The sequence below is a fragment of the Fictibacillus arsenicus genome, from assembly GCF_001999465.1.
GTDB lineage: Bacteria > Bacillota > Bacilli > Bacillales > Fictibacillaceae > Fictibacillus > Fictibacillus arsenicus.
Window position 1 is genome coordinate 983,522 of record NZ_MQMF01000001.1, and the last position, 16,129, is coordinate 999,650.

Sequence of the window (16,129 nt, forward strand, 5' to 3'; positions counted from 1 at the left end):
CCCCATTTTATAAAATATTCAATAAAAATAAGGGCATCACTATGGATGCCCTTTTCTTATTTTAACATTTTATTGAATACTTTTGGATATATTTTTCTTATTTACTAAATGTCGGATGCGACATGATAAACTTCGCATTACCGCTCATTCCGAAGTTTTTCACTGTGGATGGCAAGATAAAGTGGTCACCTTTTTTAAATGCGGAAGAAGATTGACCATCAATCTTCAACTCTCCTTCACCTTCCAGCACACTTACCAAAAGATACGAAGGATTCTCTACCGCGCTAACTGAACCTTCTAAGTTCCAGTGATACACCGTAAAATAGTTCTCTTTAATCAGCTTCTCGATCTTCAAATCCTCATTCGCTGATAATACTGGCTCGAAGTCAGCATCCTGATGCGGAATCATTGCGACTTCTATTGATTTTTCAATATGAAGCTCGCGTGTGTTTCCAGCATCATCACGACGGTCATAGTCATACACGCGGTATGTGATATCAGAACTTTGCTGCGTCTCTAAAATCATCGTTCCTTCACCGATCGCATGAATCGTTCCGTTTGGCACATACACGAAATCGCCTGGCTTGATCGCTACTTTCCGCAAAAGATCATTCCAGCGCCCATCTGCTACCATTTCTTCAAACTGAAGCTTCGAACCAGCGTGATGGCCATACACCAATTCTGCGCCTGGCTCGCAATCGATCACGTACCAGCATTCTGTTTTACCGAACGCCTCGCCTTCTACTTCACGCGCGTAGGAATCATCCGGATGCACCTGAACGGAAAGATCTGTCTTCGCGTCTAAAATTTTTACCAATAAAGGAAAGTCTTCTCCCTCTTGATCAGCGAAGAGTTCGCGATGCTCGTCCCACACTTGATCAAGCGTTTTTCCTTTTAAGGGTCCGTTCACTACTTCACTCGGTCCGTTTGAATGAGCGGAAATTCCCCAGCATTCACCGGTTGTTTCCGTTGGAATATCATAGCCGAACTCTTCACGAAGCTTTGTTCCGCCCCAGATTCGGTCTTTGAATACAGGTTTTAGAAAAATCGGTTCATTATACACTTTCACAACACTCCCTATCTGGGTTTTCTACTCCTCATTTTAAACGTTTGTTTAAAGATAAACCACCTGTATGAAAAATTCGAGACTAGAAATAATTACTATCGGGAAACAATTGATATGAAGGTTTGATTTTAAAGCGGTTTCCTTTATACTAGAACTTTATAAATATACAAATATTCTGATTAATTTTACATAAATAGACAGGGGAGAAAATGATGGAGTTTAAATTGCAGCCTTTAGGTGACAACAGTGTAATCATCGAGCTCGGCGAAGACATCAGCCGGGACATTCAGCAAAAAGTGAATAAAGTCTCCTCTTTTTTAGAGAAACAATCTTTTGACTGGGTGATTGAATATGTTCCTGGTTTTACGACGGTCGCCGTTTTTTATGACCCTTGTAAAATCGAAACAAACACTCTTCCTTATGAACAAGTGTGTGAGGAATTGAGCGCACATTTGGAAAAACTAGACGTGGAAGAAGGAGCAAAACCGCGTGTCGTCGAGATTCCTGTATGCTATGGCGGAGAGTTCGGACCAGATCTGGAAGAAGTAGCAGAACGAAACGAACTGACCCCAGAAGAAGTGATCGACATTCATTCAAATGGTGAATACATCGTTTACATGATCGGGTTTGCCCCTGGATTTCCTTATATCGGCGGGATGGATGAACGAATTGCTGCGCCAAGACGAAAAAATCCGAGACTTAAGATTCCAGCTGGATCGGTCGGGATTGCCGGCAAACAAACGGGAGTGTATCCGATCGAAACGCCTGGTGGATGGCAATTAATCGGTAAAACGCCGCTCAAACTTTTTCTACCGGAAGGCGATACACCTAGCCTTTTACAAGCAGGTGATCAGATAAAATTCGTACCGATTTCAGAAGAAGAGTTTCAAAAATGGGAGGAGAGCGAAAATGATTAAGATTACGAAGCCGGGCCTCCTTACAAGTGTTCAGGATTTAGGCCGCTACGGCTATCAAAAATACGGTGTGATCGCGAGTGGCGTGATGGATGCGACCGCTCACCGGATAGCAAACCTTTTAGTTGGCAATGATGAGAATGAAGCGACACTGGAGCTCACTTTATTAGGTCCTGACATGGAATTTACAAAAGACACGCTGATCTCGATCTGTGGCGGAAACCTCTCCCCTTCAGTCGATGGGAAGCCGGTTAAGTTATGGCGTTCTGTTTTAGTGAAAGCCGGAAGCAAGCTTAAGTTCGGAGGATGTAAAACTGGCTGTCGTGCTTACCTCGCTGTTGCCGGTGGTTTCGACCTGCCTGAAGTGATGGACAGCAAATCTACTTACATACGGGCAGGAATCGGCGGCTTTAACGGAAAACCGCTTCAAGCAGATGACGAGCTTTCACTTAAGGAACCTAGTGACTTTGCAACTCAAATTACGAAAGTGTTAGCTGCGGAATTAGACGGACAAAAGTTTGCCGAGATGCAATGGACGATCGCATCAGAATTCACGTCAACACCTGTTTCAAAGCCGAAAGTGCGCGTGATGAAAGGTCGACAGTATGACTGGTTCACACAAGAAAGTCAGATGAAACTTTTTACCGAATCGTTTGAAGTGACATCGCAGTCTGATCGGATGGGGTATCGCCTGAAAGGACCTGAACTCCAACTCGAAAAAGAACAAGAAATGCTTTCAGAAGCGGTGAACTTCGGGACGATCCAAGTTCCGTCAGAAGGCAATCCGATCGTGCTCCTCGCAGACCGCCAAACAACAGGCGGCTATCCAAAAATCTGGCAGATCGCGACGGTTGACTTACCAATCATGGCGCAGCTGAAGCCTGGCGACAAAGTACAATTCACCGAGGTCTCACACGAAGTCGCTCAACAACTTTATTTAGACCGAGAAAAACAAATACACCAGTTGAAACAAGGAATCTCACTAAAAATAAAACAAGAATCGAAGTAATCTAGGAGGAAGAGTATGAAGAAAGAATCGAAAGCTAGTATACTGCTAGGCGCCGCGTTTTTGATGGCAACATCCGCCATCGGACCAGGATTTTTAACACAGACTACACACTTTACATCTATTCTTGCCGCAAGTTTTGGTTTTGTTATTTTAACTTCCATCATTATTGATATTGGGGCTCAGATGAACGTGTGGCGTATTATCGCGGTTTCCGAAAAAAGAGCGCAGGATATCGCAAATGATGTTCTGCCTGGTTTAGGATTTTTCCTTGCCGCGTTGATCGTAATGGGAGGCTTAGCCTTTAACATCGGAAACATTGCGGGTGCTGGACTTGGAGTTAACGTTCTTTTTGGCGTTTCTCCTAAAATGGGTGCCCTATTAAGTGGAGTTATCGCCATTTTAGTTTTCGTTGTCCGTGAAGCTGGAAAAGCGATGGACCGTTTCACGCAAGTTGCTGGTTTTATCATGATCGCGTTAACGGTTTATGTCATGTTTACCGCTCAGCCTCCTGTTGGAGAAGCGGTTGTAAAAACGTTCGTTCCAGACACAATCGATGTACTTGCGATTGTAACCCTAGTCGGAGGAACAGTCGGTGGTTACATTACGTTTGCAGGTGCTCACCGTTTGCTTGATGCAGGGATTAAAGGAAAAGAAAATTTAGGAGAAGTTACTAGAAGTTCTGTTTCAGCGATTGGGATTGCATCCATCATGCGTATCTTTTTATTCTTAGCGGCACTTGGTGTCGTGGCGCAAGGATTGACGCTTGATCCAGCTAACCCGCCGGCTTCCGTGTTTAAATTAGCTGCCGGTAATGTTGGCTATAAAATTTTCGGAGTCGTCATGTGGGCCGCTGCGATCACTTCTGTTGTCGGTGCAGCTTACACGTCTGTCTCATTTATCCGTACATTTAGCCCAACTTTGGAAAAGTACCATAAGTGGATTATCATCGGATTTATTGCTGTTTCAACACTGGTTTTCACAATTATTGGACAGCCGGTTAAGATTCTCATTTTAGTAGGATCATTAAACGGATTAATTTTACCGATTTCATTAGGTGTGATGCTGATTGCGGCTTACAAACCAAAGATTGTCGGTGACTACAAGCATCCAATGTGGATGACGATCTTTGGTGTGCTGATCGTTGTGATCATGGCCGTAATGAGTGTTTATTCACTGTACACAGGACTGCCTAAGTTATTTGCATAAAGTTGAGGGGGAGCTTTCATGAATGCACTAGACCGTATGAATCCTGCTGAAGCGCGCGATATGATCAGATGCGGTGATTGGCGAAAGCCGACGAGCGGACTTGCTAATGGATATACTCAAGGAAATTTAGTCGTTTTACCAAAAGAATTGGCATTTGAATTCCTTCTATTTTGTCAGCGGAATCCGAAACCATGTCCAGTTCTGGATGTGACTGAGCCAGGTTCAGCTATCCCTGCGCTTGTCGCTCCTGATGCGGATTTGCGGGTGGATATTCCGAAGTATCGTGTTTATCGTCGAGGTGAGCTTATTGAGGAAAAAACCGATATTACTGACCTTTGGGATGACGGGATGGTTGGCTTTTTGCTTGGCTGCAGCTTCACGTTTGAGCATGCGTTGATGAATAACGGAATTCCGGTACGGCACATCGAGCGTGGATGCAACGTTCCGATGTTTAAAACGAACATCGAATGTGTGAAAGCCGGCCGTTTCGAAGGGCCGATGGTCGTGAGCATGCGTCCAATTCCTGAAAAAGACGTAGTGAGAGCCGTTCAAGTTACAAGCCGCTTCCCTTCTGTTCACGGCGCACCTGTTCATATCGGAAGTCCCGAGAGCATCGGGATCTATGATTTGTATCAGCCCGATTTCGGTGATCCCGTTCAGATCCATAAAGGCGAAGTTCCTGTGTTTTGGGCATGCGGCGTGACACCTCAAGCGGTTGCGATGCATGTAAAGCCGGAAATCATGATCACTCACGCCCCAGGGCATATGTTTATTACGGATGTGCGGGATGAGAAGTTTGGGGTTTTATAAAAAATGTGAGGGTGCCTCTTTTGTTGGAGGCACCCTTATCTATTTACGGGACGTGTTTTTATAATCTGTTACACGTTGCGCGTTTTTGGCTTAGTTTCACGCCAAATCACCTTCGTTTCACCCGTGATTTGCTAGTTCCACGCGTTTTCACTTCTGTTTCACGCACAAACTCCTTCGTTTCACGCGAACCCACTTTTCATAGAGAAAAACACCATTAAGAAGCTACCATTCTACAGGCTCATTCGGATACACCACCGTATTCAGCAGCCCACCGAGTATAATAATCATCGCTGACAAATAAAACCACAGCATCAAGACAACGAGACCAGCCACTTGGCCGTACAACGCAGAATAATTACTTCCACTAACGTAAGAAGCAAATCCCATCGATACAAGCTGCCAGCCAATCGTAGCGAAAAACGCTCCTGGAACTACTTTTCTAAAACTGAGCCTGATGCTAGGCGCAAATGAGTACAGGACAATAAAAAAGACAAGTAGAAAGACCGTCCCGATCCCCCACTGCACTATAATCCACAACTTCTGAAACTCAACAATCGAAAAGATCCCCTTTAGATACACACTTAATAATTTTTCAAAAAGAGGAACGATTACAGAAAACAGCACCGCAATCATAAACCCGACTGTTAACAAGAGACTCTCTACGATTTGTTTTACTTTATGTTCATCATTTCGAACCTCATACGCGTCATTAAAAATACGTTTCATACACTGAAAGCCCATCGAAGAAAGCCATAAAGTAACGATTAAACTTAAGGAAAGAAGATTTCCCTCCTGCCTCCTCACCGTATAAGATAGCGTCTTCTCGATGAGAGCGTACGTCGCATCAGGAGCATATGGCTGGATCAGCTCCAATATGTTGCTCTCATTTAGGGGCAGATAAGTCATCAATGAGTAAATCACTAACAAAAACGGGAAAACCGACATTAGAAAATAATAAGCCATCTGAGCAGATAAATCATACACCCTCATCTTAAAAAAGCGGTCGCTCAATTGATTCAGGATCTCGACGATATTCATGGTGCAGCACCTCTTATCTTAGCAAGTCCGTAGAACTCACTATTCTAGAATACGTAGAGAGCTGTCCGTTTAGGTCACTTTTTTATTGAGGCTGATTCCTATGTTAGTATTTTTATAGGATAAATTTTCAAAAGGAGATTACGAATGAGGAAGTTTTACATCATTTCACTTCTGTTATGGAGTGTTTTTTACACGATCACGCTCTATCGATTTTTTCAGGGAACGGGCTATTGGAATAACACCATCATGTTGTCAGCAGTTTTTTACATACTTGCAATTATTTTAAACAAAGGTTTTAACAAACTATTGATTACCATAGCCTTATCGTATGTTAGTTTTGTTCTGATTTTTATCTTAGACCTTTTAACTGGCTTTCCGTTTGAGGGGCAGTAGATTCTTAATCTGGGAGGAAAGTTTTCTTGATTGCGTTTAAAGAATTTACGTTGAGTTTAGTGTTCATAGTTGGCTGGTTTATATTAATTTTTAGCATCGTCGGATTAATTGTTTCTCTTTTTGCTGAAGGGATTTGGGTTTTCGTTCTTGTGTCTGTCATTTCGATAGGTTTATTTCTCATATGGTTTTATAAAAAGTTATCACACTAAAAAGAGTGCCCTCCGACCTGAAGGCACCCTTCCCAAATCTATTACTCTATTCCTCGTGCAGCTGCTTCTACTAGTTCAACCGTCTGATCTACCGTATTCTTGCGGAAATTCTTAAATTCATCGGTGATGTAAACCGATTTATCTACTGGATAAAATTCCTGGGCCGCGATGTGAAGGTGGCCACCCGGGATATCGTCAGCCCCTAGACCTAAACGAACGCGATTGGATCTGTACATGCTTTCGTTCGATAAGTAGCTCCCTCCCCCGCCGGCTCTTGCCTTTGAGCCTGGTGTTGGACCGCCATCATGACAAACAGCTGGATCTTCAAAGTTCGGCGGCAGCCACTCACAAACCTCATCGTTTCGGAATACCGGCCATGGACCTGTTTCCGCCGCAATCATTTCTTCATACGGCAGTGTTGTTTCAATGAATTCCGGGAGCGGTTCTGGCATCGGCCAATCAGAAACGGTCGGCGTCACTTCAGCCCGCTCTTCCAGCTTGTTGTCAGCCCCTGTGTGCCAGCGACCGGCATAACCTTCAATCGCCATTTTGCGAGGTCCGCCCTGACTGATCGTCATCATCAAGTCCACACGCTTCGGACCTTCTTTTAAAAATGGACCGAACGTATCTTCAACAATCCCTTCTTCAAAATCGTCCCATCGAACTGGAAAATTCACTGCTTGAATCACAGCTAGTCCATCATCCGTCCAGACCAATCGACCGTCGAGCTGCAATCCGCTTGCGCCTGAAGGATTCGTACGGCGAAATTCCTGCTCCAAACGGTACGGGTCAAAACCACTTACGAGGACACGCTTAACTCGTTCACCCTGCAGAAAATGAATCGTTGTAATCCCACGTGAAGTGTACTCTAGCTTTTTCATGAGCTGTTCCCGTTTTTCTTCTGTTACCTCAAAATGTGGATCCCATTGTCTTAGTGCACTTGTCATGCTGAGTCTCGCCCAGTATAGCGGACGATCATCATATGTATCGAGCTCTCCTAAATCGGGTCGTTTCCCCTGAGCACGGTCAACCGCTGTTTTCCATAGCTTCGTTCCGTGTCTTTCGATTAACTTTTCAGCTTGTTTTTCACTTTTTGCCGAACAAAGATCTCGCTTAAACTTATCTACGTATTGAGTAAATTCACTGTCTTCTAAAATCTGCTGTGGAATCGGCTTCCCATCCTCAATCCTCTGTTCCTCTGGTGTTAACGAAACAGTTGAGTCATAACAGCTTGTCTTGTCCTTTTCTTTTGCCTCAGCCGCTTGTGAATCGAAAAATACCATACTACATAAACATATTATCCCTAAAATAAGTAATCGCTTAGCTTGTATTCTCACAATAGCCCTCCTTTTCACCCTATTGTAAGATAATAACGAAATCGTTTAAATAGTATGAATTGTTTAAAAACAGGAAAACAGCTAGACATCATCCTTCCTCATGCCCGGGTATAAATGATTATTTTCTCACTCCCATGTTCAATACGATCACTAATAAAATAAATGCTATCCTGAGAGAACGATCTTTTGTCACTGCTTTAAGCAATCCTACTAAAACACCCATCATAGGGTTCCTATCAACCGATAAAATCACAAAGATATCTAGTAAAAGTAACACGTCATCGTTCAAAGCTAGCTGTTCCGCATCCATCTCATCATCCAGGTTTTTAACTAATATATTACGCTAAGCACTTTTATGTGATTTCAAATAAAAATCGTGTAAGCTGTACACATCATAATTTTTGACAGGGATGAGATGTGAATGGAAGCAACACAAAATTATAAACAGTCTACGATTGTAACTCTGCTTCTTGCCGGAACGTTTATTGCAATCTTGAACCAAACACTGATGATTACAGCGATACCGCCGATCATGGACGAGATGAACATCACTGCGAACAGCGCACAGTGGCTGACAACGGTGTTTATGCTCGTGAACGGGATCATGATTCCAGTCAGCGCATTTTTATTAGAGCGTTTTACGACAAGACAGCTCTTTCTCTCTGCTATGGGCGTATTCGCTTTTGGTACAATAGTTGCCGGATTGGCACCAAACTTCGAGATGCTCTTGCTTGGAAGGGTGATTCAGTCAAGCGGAGCTGGCGTCATGCTGCCGCTCATGCAAACTGTTTTTCTCATGATTTTTCCGGTGAACAAACGAGGATCTGCGATGGGGTTAGTCGGTCTTGTTATATCATTTGCGCCGGCAATCGGTCCAGCCTTGTCCGGCTGGGTAACATCGCATTATTCGTGGAGGCTACTATTCTTTATTATCTTACCAATTGCACTTATCGATATTATCGTCGCTTATTTTGCTTTAAAAAATGTGACAGAGACGGCGAAAACAAGGGTTGATGTTTTATCCATTATCCTGTCCTCGTTTGGATTCGGCGGACTTCTTTATGGATTCACATGCGCGGGGAACTTAGGATGGACGGCTTCAAGCACCTTGTTGTGGCTGGGAATCGGCGTGGTGGCGCTTGTGCTTTTTATCACGAGACAGCTACGTTTAAAACATCCGATGCTTGAGTTTCGTGTGTTTGCCAACTCAGTCTTCCCGCTTACTGTAGCGATTGGGATGATCACATTTATGGGACTGATCGGAGCTGAGACGATTATTCCGTTATTTATGCAAAACATGAGGGATTTTACAGCGTTTGAGGCAGGATTGGCACTTTTACCTGGCGCACTGATTACGGGGCTGTTATCACCGATTACCGGCCGGCTATTTGATAAATTCGGCGCGAAATGGCTTGCGTTCACAGGTTTAACTATAATCACGGGCTCTTCCTTTGCATTCGCGACACTCGGCCCATCCACATCCTTTACGTTTATCACGGTCATGTACAGCATTCGGATGCTGGGGCTAGGGATGGTAATGATGCCTGTGGCGACTGCCGGGCTGAATCGATTGCCAAAACGTTTAATACCGCACGGCGCCGCGATGGATAATACGATGAAAATGATCGCCGCATCAGTCGGAACAGCGATTTTGGTGACCGTTATGACAACAGTGGCAGGTAACGCCAAAGATAACCCTGGGATTTCTTATCCTGATATGTATGGCGCCAACATGGCGTTCATTGTGGTTTCCGTTTTATCCTTAATCGGACTCATTATTTCATTTTTTATTAAAAATGAAAAAGCGGATGAAGAGTCTGCGGAATGATCACCTAAATAAAAAGATGCTCAATTCGTTTTGAGCATCTTTTTTCGTAATTTTTTTAAAAAATCATATTTGCGACGAGAAGAGAAACCAACCCGACAAACCAACAAATTGTCGTCGGTACAGACCATACCATGATCTGTTCTTTTACATCTTTTATCCCCAACATTCTGTTAACCACCCAGAATAGGCTATCATTAAAATAGGAGAAGACCATTGAACCCATTGCAGCAGCTTGTGCGGCTAATGCCATGTTTACATCAAGCTGTGAAAGAATCGGTGCTGAAATAGATGCCGCTGTAATCATCGCTACCGTTCCGCTTCCTTGGACAAGTCGTACAATCGTAGCTACAAAGAATGGGATCAGAACGGCCGGCAACGCCAAATCCGCAATACTTTTAGCGATATAATCCCCCGCTCCGCTTTCACGAAGTACGTTCCCTAGCGCACCACCTGCCCCTGTTACGAGAAGGATGATTCCTGCTGTTTGGATTCCCTCTTCCATTCTATCAAGAGAGTCAGAACGGCTTAAATTTCCAGCCAAGAAATAGATGGCAGCGAGTAAACCAATGCTGACCGCAATAATCGGCTTACCTAAGAAAATGAGAATACCATAAAAGCCTGTAGTCAGTTCTAGAGCGGTTAATGTCGTATTTAAAAAGATTAATAGAATCGGTAAGACAATCGGCACAAGCGAACGGCTTAGTGAAGGAAGATCATTCTCTCTTGTACTGGCAAGTTCAATAAACTCTTGATAAGCAGCTTGTTTATTTGGTCTTGTAAAGCCGAGTTCGGTATCATCTGGAACTTGGTAGATTTTTTTACCTAACCATTTCGCGTAAAGTACACCTGCAATCATAATCGGTATAGCAAATACAAGCCCGAGACCGATCATTAAACCAATATCCACTCCGAAAATGCCTGCTACCCCAAGAGGTCCGGGTGTAGGTGGTACTAAAGAGTGAGTAATGACAAGACCTACAGCCAATGCAACACCCAAAGAAATAACTGATTTTCCTGTCTTTTTAGAAAGTGCTTTTACAAGCGGATTTAAAATTACAAACGCTGAATCTACAAAAATAGGAATAGACACGATGTAACCTGCTATAGCCATGGCCCATTCTTCTTTTTTCCTGCCTACAAATTTGATTAACGAATAAGCTAATGTTTCTGCAGCTCCTGATACTTCAAGAATTCGTCCGATCATTACTCCAAGACCAATAACGATACCAATGGATGCTAACGTGCTTCCGAATCCGGCAGAAATGGTGTCTGCCACTTTACCCGGCTCCATTCCACCTACTAATCCTGCGATGGAGGCTGCAATAATCAAAGCTAAAAACGCATGAACTTTTGTTTTTAATACAAAAAAGATTAATGCAATAACACCAAGAACTAAACCAGCTACCATTTGTGCTCCTGAAACTTCCATGTTAATACCCCCTATTTTGTAAGCGCTTTTATTTTGCTACTATAATAGTGAAGGGCGATTTTACACCCTTCACGTTATTAATTTTTTATAAGCTATTCGCAGTAAACTTTGGTGCGTATTGAGCGGCAAGCTTGATGCATTGTTCCATACTTGTGCTTTCTGCAATATTCTTACCTGCAATATCAAAAGCGGTTCCATGGTCTACAGATGTTCTTAAGAAAGGTAAGCCGTTTGTGATCGAAATTGTTCCATGGAAATCTGTCATTTTCGCTGCGATATGACCCTGGTCATGATATAGAGATAAAACGGCATCATATTTTCCGTTTAATGCCTGGAAGAATACAGAGTCAGCCGGAACTGGACCTACTACGTTGATTCCGTCTGCAGCAGCCAGTTCGATGCCTGGTCTAATCTGTTCTACTTCTTCCCAGCCGAACAAACCGCCTTCCCCTCCATGAGGATTTAAGCCTGCAACCGCCCATCTTCTGTTCTCAACACCAAGACGAGCAAGTGCTCTGTCGCAGCGTATCAAATAATCATGTACGCGTTCTTTTGTCATAGCGTCAATCGCATCTTTAAGTGACAGATGACGGGTTAAAAAGAAAATTCTCATCCCTCTTACTTCAAACATCGTTAACGGATCGTTGGAACCTGCTAATGCTTCAAGCATTTCCGTATGACCGATATAAGGAACTTTTGCCGCCTTTAGTGATTCTTTATTGATAGGTGTTGTAGCAAGTGCTTTAACTTCTCCAGCCATTGCAAGTTCTACTGATTTTTGGATATATTCAAAAGCTCCTTGCCCACCTTGAGCAGAAACTTCACCGTATTGAAGCTGATCCATATCAATATTATTTAAGTTAATTACATCAACAGTCCCCAGCTCATACTTTCCTTCTGCTGGTGAACTTACTTCATTAATTGTTAGATCTGCTCCAACAATCGCAATTGCTTTCTCCAATACGGCTGCATCCCCGATTACTAGTGGTTTACTAATATCATAGATCTCTTTTTTTGTAAGAGATTTCATCGTGATTTCTGGCCCTATACCTGCAGGGTCACCCATCGGAATGGCAATTATTGCTCTCTCGTTTGTTGTTGTTGTCATGTTAAGTTCCTCCTCGAAAGTATTTATTTTAAAGTTTTTTATAAACTTAATTCACTTGTTTTGTTGACGTTTGATTGGTTAAAAGATGCTTTACTATCGTGTAAATCGATTTTTTGTCGCCAACCATTCCACCCTTTGTGGCTAAAGGGATACCATTGAAATATCCTCCAATGAACTCCCCATATGCGACTAGTGGAAGGATTTCGTCTTTTAGTTTGATTCCTTCCGCTCTTCCCACCGAACATAGAGAAGCTGTAACATCACCTCCACTTGAGAAGCATCCGCCGATTTCGTACGAAGTTGATTGAATGACTAATCGCGTAATTTTGCCTAATCCATCCGCGATTCGTTTTGCTAGCTGGTCTTGACTTACACCTTGTCCTTCAGATAATCGTTTAAGATCTAATCGTTCAGCTGCAGGCGAATTGGTCGTGATCACCAGAATATCTTGCATGCGAATTTGTTCTAAAGCTTCTTGTACCACCCGGTCAACTTCTGTTTCCCAGCTTTCTGATAGGCTAGCCAGTTTATTTGCATCTACATAGACGGGTATAGCATCTGTTTTATCGATTAAGTAATCCAGTTGCTGTGCGCTTAACGATGTCACACTTCCAACGGTTACGATAATCTTTTTGCTTTGTGTGTGCTGACTTGTATAAGCTTTTGAATAGTACGCAGTAAGCGGCCCCGGATCAACCGGTACTAGCTGATAATCCTCTATTAAAGCCATGGCATGTGCAATATCTTCAATCTCTTCGTCGGTCACCGCATCCATAACGATAATCCGGTTCCCTTCTTGAATCCGTTTCTTCAAATCTTGTAGAATGATATCTTTTCCTTGAAGGACAGTTTCAAGCCCGAGATGAGTAACAGGATGTTCACTTTGTTTTTTAATAATAGAAGGGACAAACGATTCAGTCAGCGGTGTAACTGGATCTTTTGCAACATCAGTCGCTTGAACTGGTACACCATTCACTAAAAGATATCCGCCAGATGTGATACGGCTTGAGTCAGGAAATGATGCGACAACAACGGCAATTGATTTTTCTCCCAGTTCATTCAGAACCTTATCAACTTCAATGCCGATATTTCCTCTTACCGTGCTGTCGATTCGCTTGCATATCACATCTGCTCCCCAGGATTTCAGGTTTTCTATCGACTTTTCAATTCGCATTTCCGCAACATCTCTTCTGGCATATCTACTATCTGTGTCGATACAAACAGCGTTATAGCTGCCTGATACAAGGGGCTGATCATAATAAACCATAGTCGCAGCCTCAAATCCTTGTTTCACGAGTTTGACTCCCGTTGCGTTCGCACCCGTTAAATCATCCGCAATGACACCGACTTTCATGATTACTCACCACCTTCAACAATGACAACTTCCAGATATTCACTTATATTTTCTTTCAATTCAGAAGTAATGCTGTGATCCGTAATTACGCCTGAGATCTGATTTAAGCCGCATACTTTTGTGAGAGATTTTTGATCAAATTTGCTTGAATCAGCTACTAGCCACGTTTTTTCTGATGCTTCAATCATGAGCTTTTTGATGGAAGCCTTCTCAAAAGTAGGTGCCGTAACTCCTGCTTTAAAGTCAATCGCATGGGCACCTAGGAAAAAGACATCAACATGGATGTTCTTCAGCATTTGTTCGGTCAGCGGTCCGAATAATGTTCCTACATTATTTTGCAATTCGCCGCCCGTCACGATCACTTTTACACGAGTATCAATCAGCTCTGCTGCAATTTTTATATCATTTGTCACAACCGTTATCGTCTTTTTTTCTTTGAGCAGTTTTGCGATCTCTAATGTTGTGGTGCCAGAATCTAAAAGAATGGTTGAATGCTCTTGAATAAACTCAATCGCTTTTTGAGCGATCATTTTCTTTTGCGCATTGAATTTCCCTTCTTTGGAGGCAAAAGTTGATTCAACAACGAGTGGTTTATTTAAGATCGCACCACCGTGTGTCCGAATAATCTTGTCGTTTTCCTCAAGAAAAGCAAGATCCCGTCGAATAGTCATCGCTGAAACATTTAATTTACTCACAAGATCTTCAATATCAATTTTTCCATTAGCATTCAATTGTTTAAGAATTTCATTTCTACGCTCTTTAGGCACCTTTATCATCACCTTTGTTAATTTCGAACACTTTATATAAAGTATTTTGTTACAAATGAACACATAAGTCAATGTTTTTTCGTAAAATTGTTCAAAAGAAACAAAAACTGTGTTTTGTTTGATGTTTTTTAGAAGATTGTAGCTTCTAAGGGGGAGATTTTGATTGGATTCATTGGTAAAGTGATTAGAGTGTAAGGTACGACGAGACTCGGCAACCTGTTTAGCCTTGAGTCAACGCGCCTCCCGTGGAAAGTGAGTCACTGAAATGTTTCACACACTTCGCTTGTTTCACCCGGTCAACTACAATCATGCTTCATTTCGAACCTCAAACATTCTCATATAAGAAGGTAATCAAAAAAAAGCTGGCTCATCTGTGTAATCACATACACATTCGAACCAGCTTACAACATTTTTTATAAAGTTTCACCAATTTTACGAACAGTTATCCCCGAATCCTCAAGCGTCTGCCTAATCTTTTTCGCAAAAGAAAGTGCATGTGCTCCATCTCCGTGGATACAAACCGTATCTGCGGTGATATCCGCGTCCACATCCTGCTGGGTCAGTACTTTCCCCTCTTTTACCATGCGGATCACTTGTGCAACAGCCTCATCGTCATCTTCAATCATGCAGTTCGGCAGCTTTCGGGAGGTCAGCGTGCAATCCTGCTGATACGTTCTGTCTGCAAAAACTTCTGATGCCGTGCGAAGTCCTGCCTTCTCGCTTGCCTTCACAAGCTCACTTCCGGCAAGGCCGAACAAAATCAAATCCGGATTAACCTTATAAACCGCTTCTGCAATGGCTTCTGACAGCTCACGGTTCACTGCAGCCATGTTGTAAAGTGCACCATGAGGCTTCACATGTTGAATCGTTCCGCCTTCTGACTGAACAAACGCCCATAACGAACCGATCTGATACACCACCATTTCATACGCTTCTTGAGGCGAAATATCAATATTGCGGCGACCAAACCCTGCAAGGTCAGGCAAGCCAGGGTGAACGCCGATTCCAACCCCATGCTCAAGAGCCAGCTTCACCGTTTTTCTCATTGTCGCTGGATCACCAGCATGAAATCCGCACGCAATGTTAGCTGACGTCACGTACTTTAAAATCTCTTCATCCGTTCCGAGTCTGTAAGCGCCAAAACTCTCGCCCATATCGCAGTTAATATCAATAACACTCATGCAAAAACCTCCTCGAATTTAAACACATGTTTAATTTACCCCAACTGTACGACAAGTTTTATATATTGTAAAATCATTAGGAATACTAATGAAGGAGGTGAGAAATATGGAAAAAGTATTGAATGAAATTTTAGTAAAATTACTTAGCATCGATAACAAAGTTTCTGATTTAGATAATAAGGTTTCTAATTTAGATAATAAGGTTTCTAATTTAGATAATAAGGTTTCTGTATTAGATAACAAAGTTTCTGAATTAGATAATAAATTCTTTAATTTAGACAATAAAGTCACAAACTTAGAAGTGGGCCAGCAACAGATTGTATCCAGACTTGATACATTAGAAACTGATGTTAACGAAATTCGTGATACTGTGAACCGTATCGAAGTTAGCCAAAATGATGACGTGATCGCGTCGTTAAAGATGATGCATAAACAAAAGCATTAACGTTCATTTCGTGTAGGTTGCCTCACAATAAGTCC

Annotated in this window: 16 protein-coding genes; 7 read left to right on the forward strand and 9 right to left on the reverse strand. The window is 42.6% G+C overall.

The window, feature by feature from the left end:
• Positions 1–97: 97 nt before the first annotated feature.
• Positions 98–1,063 (reverse strand): mannose-6-phosphate isomerase, class I, encoded by a 966-nt coding sequence (manA, locus tag UN64_RS04810; RefSeq protein ID WP_077360219.1) that lies wholly within the window; start codon positions 1,061–1,063, stop codon positions 98–100.
• 215 nt (positions 1,064–1,278) lie between these two features.
• On the opposite strand from manA, the gene pxpB reads away from it, so the two are divergent.
• Genes pxpB through UN64_RS04830 form a run of 4 tightly spaced genes read left to right on the forward strand, consistent with a single transcriptional unit; the run spans position 1,279 to position 5,005 of the window.
• Complete coding sequence (gene pxpB, locus UN64_RS04815; protein ID WP_077360221.1) at positions 1,279–1,983, forward strand: 5-oxoprolinase subunit PxpB; 705 nt, start codon at positions 1,279–1,281, stop codon at positions 1,981–1,983.
• Positions 1,976–2,989 carry a 5-oxoprolinase subunit C family protein gene (locus UN64_RS04820; RefSeq protein ID WP_077360223.1) on the forward strand — a complete coding sequence of 338 codons (1,014 nt, stop codon included), beginning with the start codon at positions 1,976–1,978 and terminating at the stop codon, positions 2,987–2,989. Before pxpB ends, UN64_RS04820 begins: the two co-directional genes overlap by 8 nt.
• A 15-nt stretch (positions 2,990–3,004) precedes the next feature.
• A complete protein-coding gene (locus tag UN64_RS04825; protein WP_077360225.1) occupies positions 3,005–4,195 on the forward strand; it encodes an NRAMP family divalent metal transporter in 1,191 nt (396 codons plus the stop codon).
• Positions 4,196–4,213: 18 nt separating this feature from the next.
• Positions 4,214–5,005, forward strand: a complete 792-nt coding sequence (locus UN64_RS04830) for a putative hydro-lyase (RefSeq protein WP_077360227.1) — start codon at positions 4,214–4,216, stop codon at positions 5,003–5,005.
• Positions 5,006–5,227: 222 nt separating this feature from the next.
• On the opposite strand, the gene UN64_RS04835 is transcribed toward UN64_RS04830, so the two are convergent.
• Entirely contained in the window at positions 5,228–6,043 is an 816-nt protein-coding gene (locus UN64_RS04835) for a YihY/virulence factor BrkB family protein (RefSeq protein WP_077360229.1), read from the reverse strand.
• Between the two features lie 144 nt (positions 6,044–6,187).
• On the opposite strand from UN64_RS04835, the gene UN64_RS04840 reads away from it, so the two are divergent.
• Positions 6,188–6,436 carry a hypothetical protein gene (locus UN64_RS04840; protein WP_077360231.1) on the forward strand — a complete coding sequence of 83 codons (249 nt, stop codon included), beginning with the start codon at positions 6,188–6,190 and terminating at the stop codon, positions 6,434–6,436.
• A gap of 250 nt (positions 6,437–6,686) precedes the next feature.
• On the opposite strand, the gene UN64_RS04850 is transcribed toward UN64_RS04840, so the two are convergent.
• Positions 6,687–7,982: a hypothetical protein gene (locus tag UN64_RS04850; protein WP_077360235.1), complete on the reverse strand. Its 1,296-nt coding sequence runs from the start codon at positions 7,980–7,982 to the stop codon at positions 6,687–6,689.
• A 118-nt stretch (positions 7,983–8,100) separates the two neighbouring features.
• Entirely contained in the window at positions 8,101–8,292 is a 192-nt protein-coding gene (locus tag UN64_RS04855; RefSeq protein WP_077360237.1) for a hypothetical protein, read from the reverse strand.
• A gap of 111 nt (positions 8,293–8,403) precedes the next feature.
• On the opposite strand from UN64_RS04855, the gene UN64_RS04860 reads away from it, so the two are divergent.
• Entirely contained in the window at positions 8,404–9,810 is a 1,407-nt protein-coding gene (locus UN64_RS04860; RefSeq protein WP_077360239.1) for a DHA2 family efflux MFS transporter permease subunit, read from the forward strand.
• A 55-nt stretch (positions 9,811–9,865) separates the two neighbouring features.
• Here the strand turns inward: UN64_RS04860 and UN64_RS04865 are convergent, their stop codons facing one another.
• The 5 genes from UN64_RS04865 to UN64_RS04885 all read right to left on the reverse strand — a co-directional run bounded on the left by UN64_RS04865 (position 9,866) and on the right by UN64_RS04885 (position 15,649).
• Complete coding sequence (locus UN64_RS04865; RefSeq protein ID WP_077360241.1) at positions 9,866–11,239, reverse strand: GntP family permease; 1,374 nt, start codon at positions 11,237–11,239, stop codon at positions 9,866–9,868.
• 85 nt (positions 11,240–11,324) lie between these two features.
• Positions 11,325–12,347, reverse strand: a complete 1,023-nt coding sequence (gene pdxA / locus UN64_RS04870; RefSeq protein WP_077360244.1) for a 4-hydroxythreonine-4-phosphate dehydrogenase PdxA — start codon at positions 12,345–12,347, stop codon at positions 11,325–11,327.
• 46 nt (positions 12,348–12,393) lie between these two features.
• The gene (locus UN64_RS04875; protein ID WP_077360246.1) at positions 12,394–13,701 is read right to left on the reverse strand and encodes a four-carbon acid sugar kinase family protein; all 1,308 of its coding nucleotides are present in this window, start codon (positions 13,699–13,701) and stop codon (positions 12,394–12,396) included.
• A 2-nt stretch (positions 13,702–13,703) separates the two neighbouring features.
• The gene (locus UN64_RS04880) at positions 13,704–14,468 is read right to left on the reverse strand and encodes a DeoR/GlpR family DNA-binding transcription regulator (RefSeq protein WP_245801960.1); all 765 of its coding nucleotides are present in this window, start codon (positions 14,466–14,468) and stop codon (positions 13,704–13,706) included.
• A 413-nt stretch (positions 14,469–14,881) separates the two neighbouring features.
• On the reverse strand, positions 14,882–15,649 hold the full coding sequence (locus UN64_RS04885; protein WP_077360250.1) for a LamB/YcsF family protein: 768 nt from the start codon (positions 15,647–15,649) through the stop codon (positions 14,882–14,884).
• Positions 15,650–15,755: 106 nt separating this feature from the next.
• On the opposite strand from UN64_RS04885, the gene UN64_RS04890 reads away from it, so the two are divergent.
• Positions 15,756–16,094, forward strand: coding sequence for a hypothetical protein (locus UN64_RS04890; protein WP_077360252.1), 339 nt, complete (start codon positions 15,756–15,758; stop codon positions 16,092–16,094).
• The last annotated feature ends 35 nt before the right edge of the window (positions 16,095–16,129 follow it).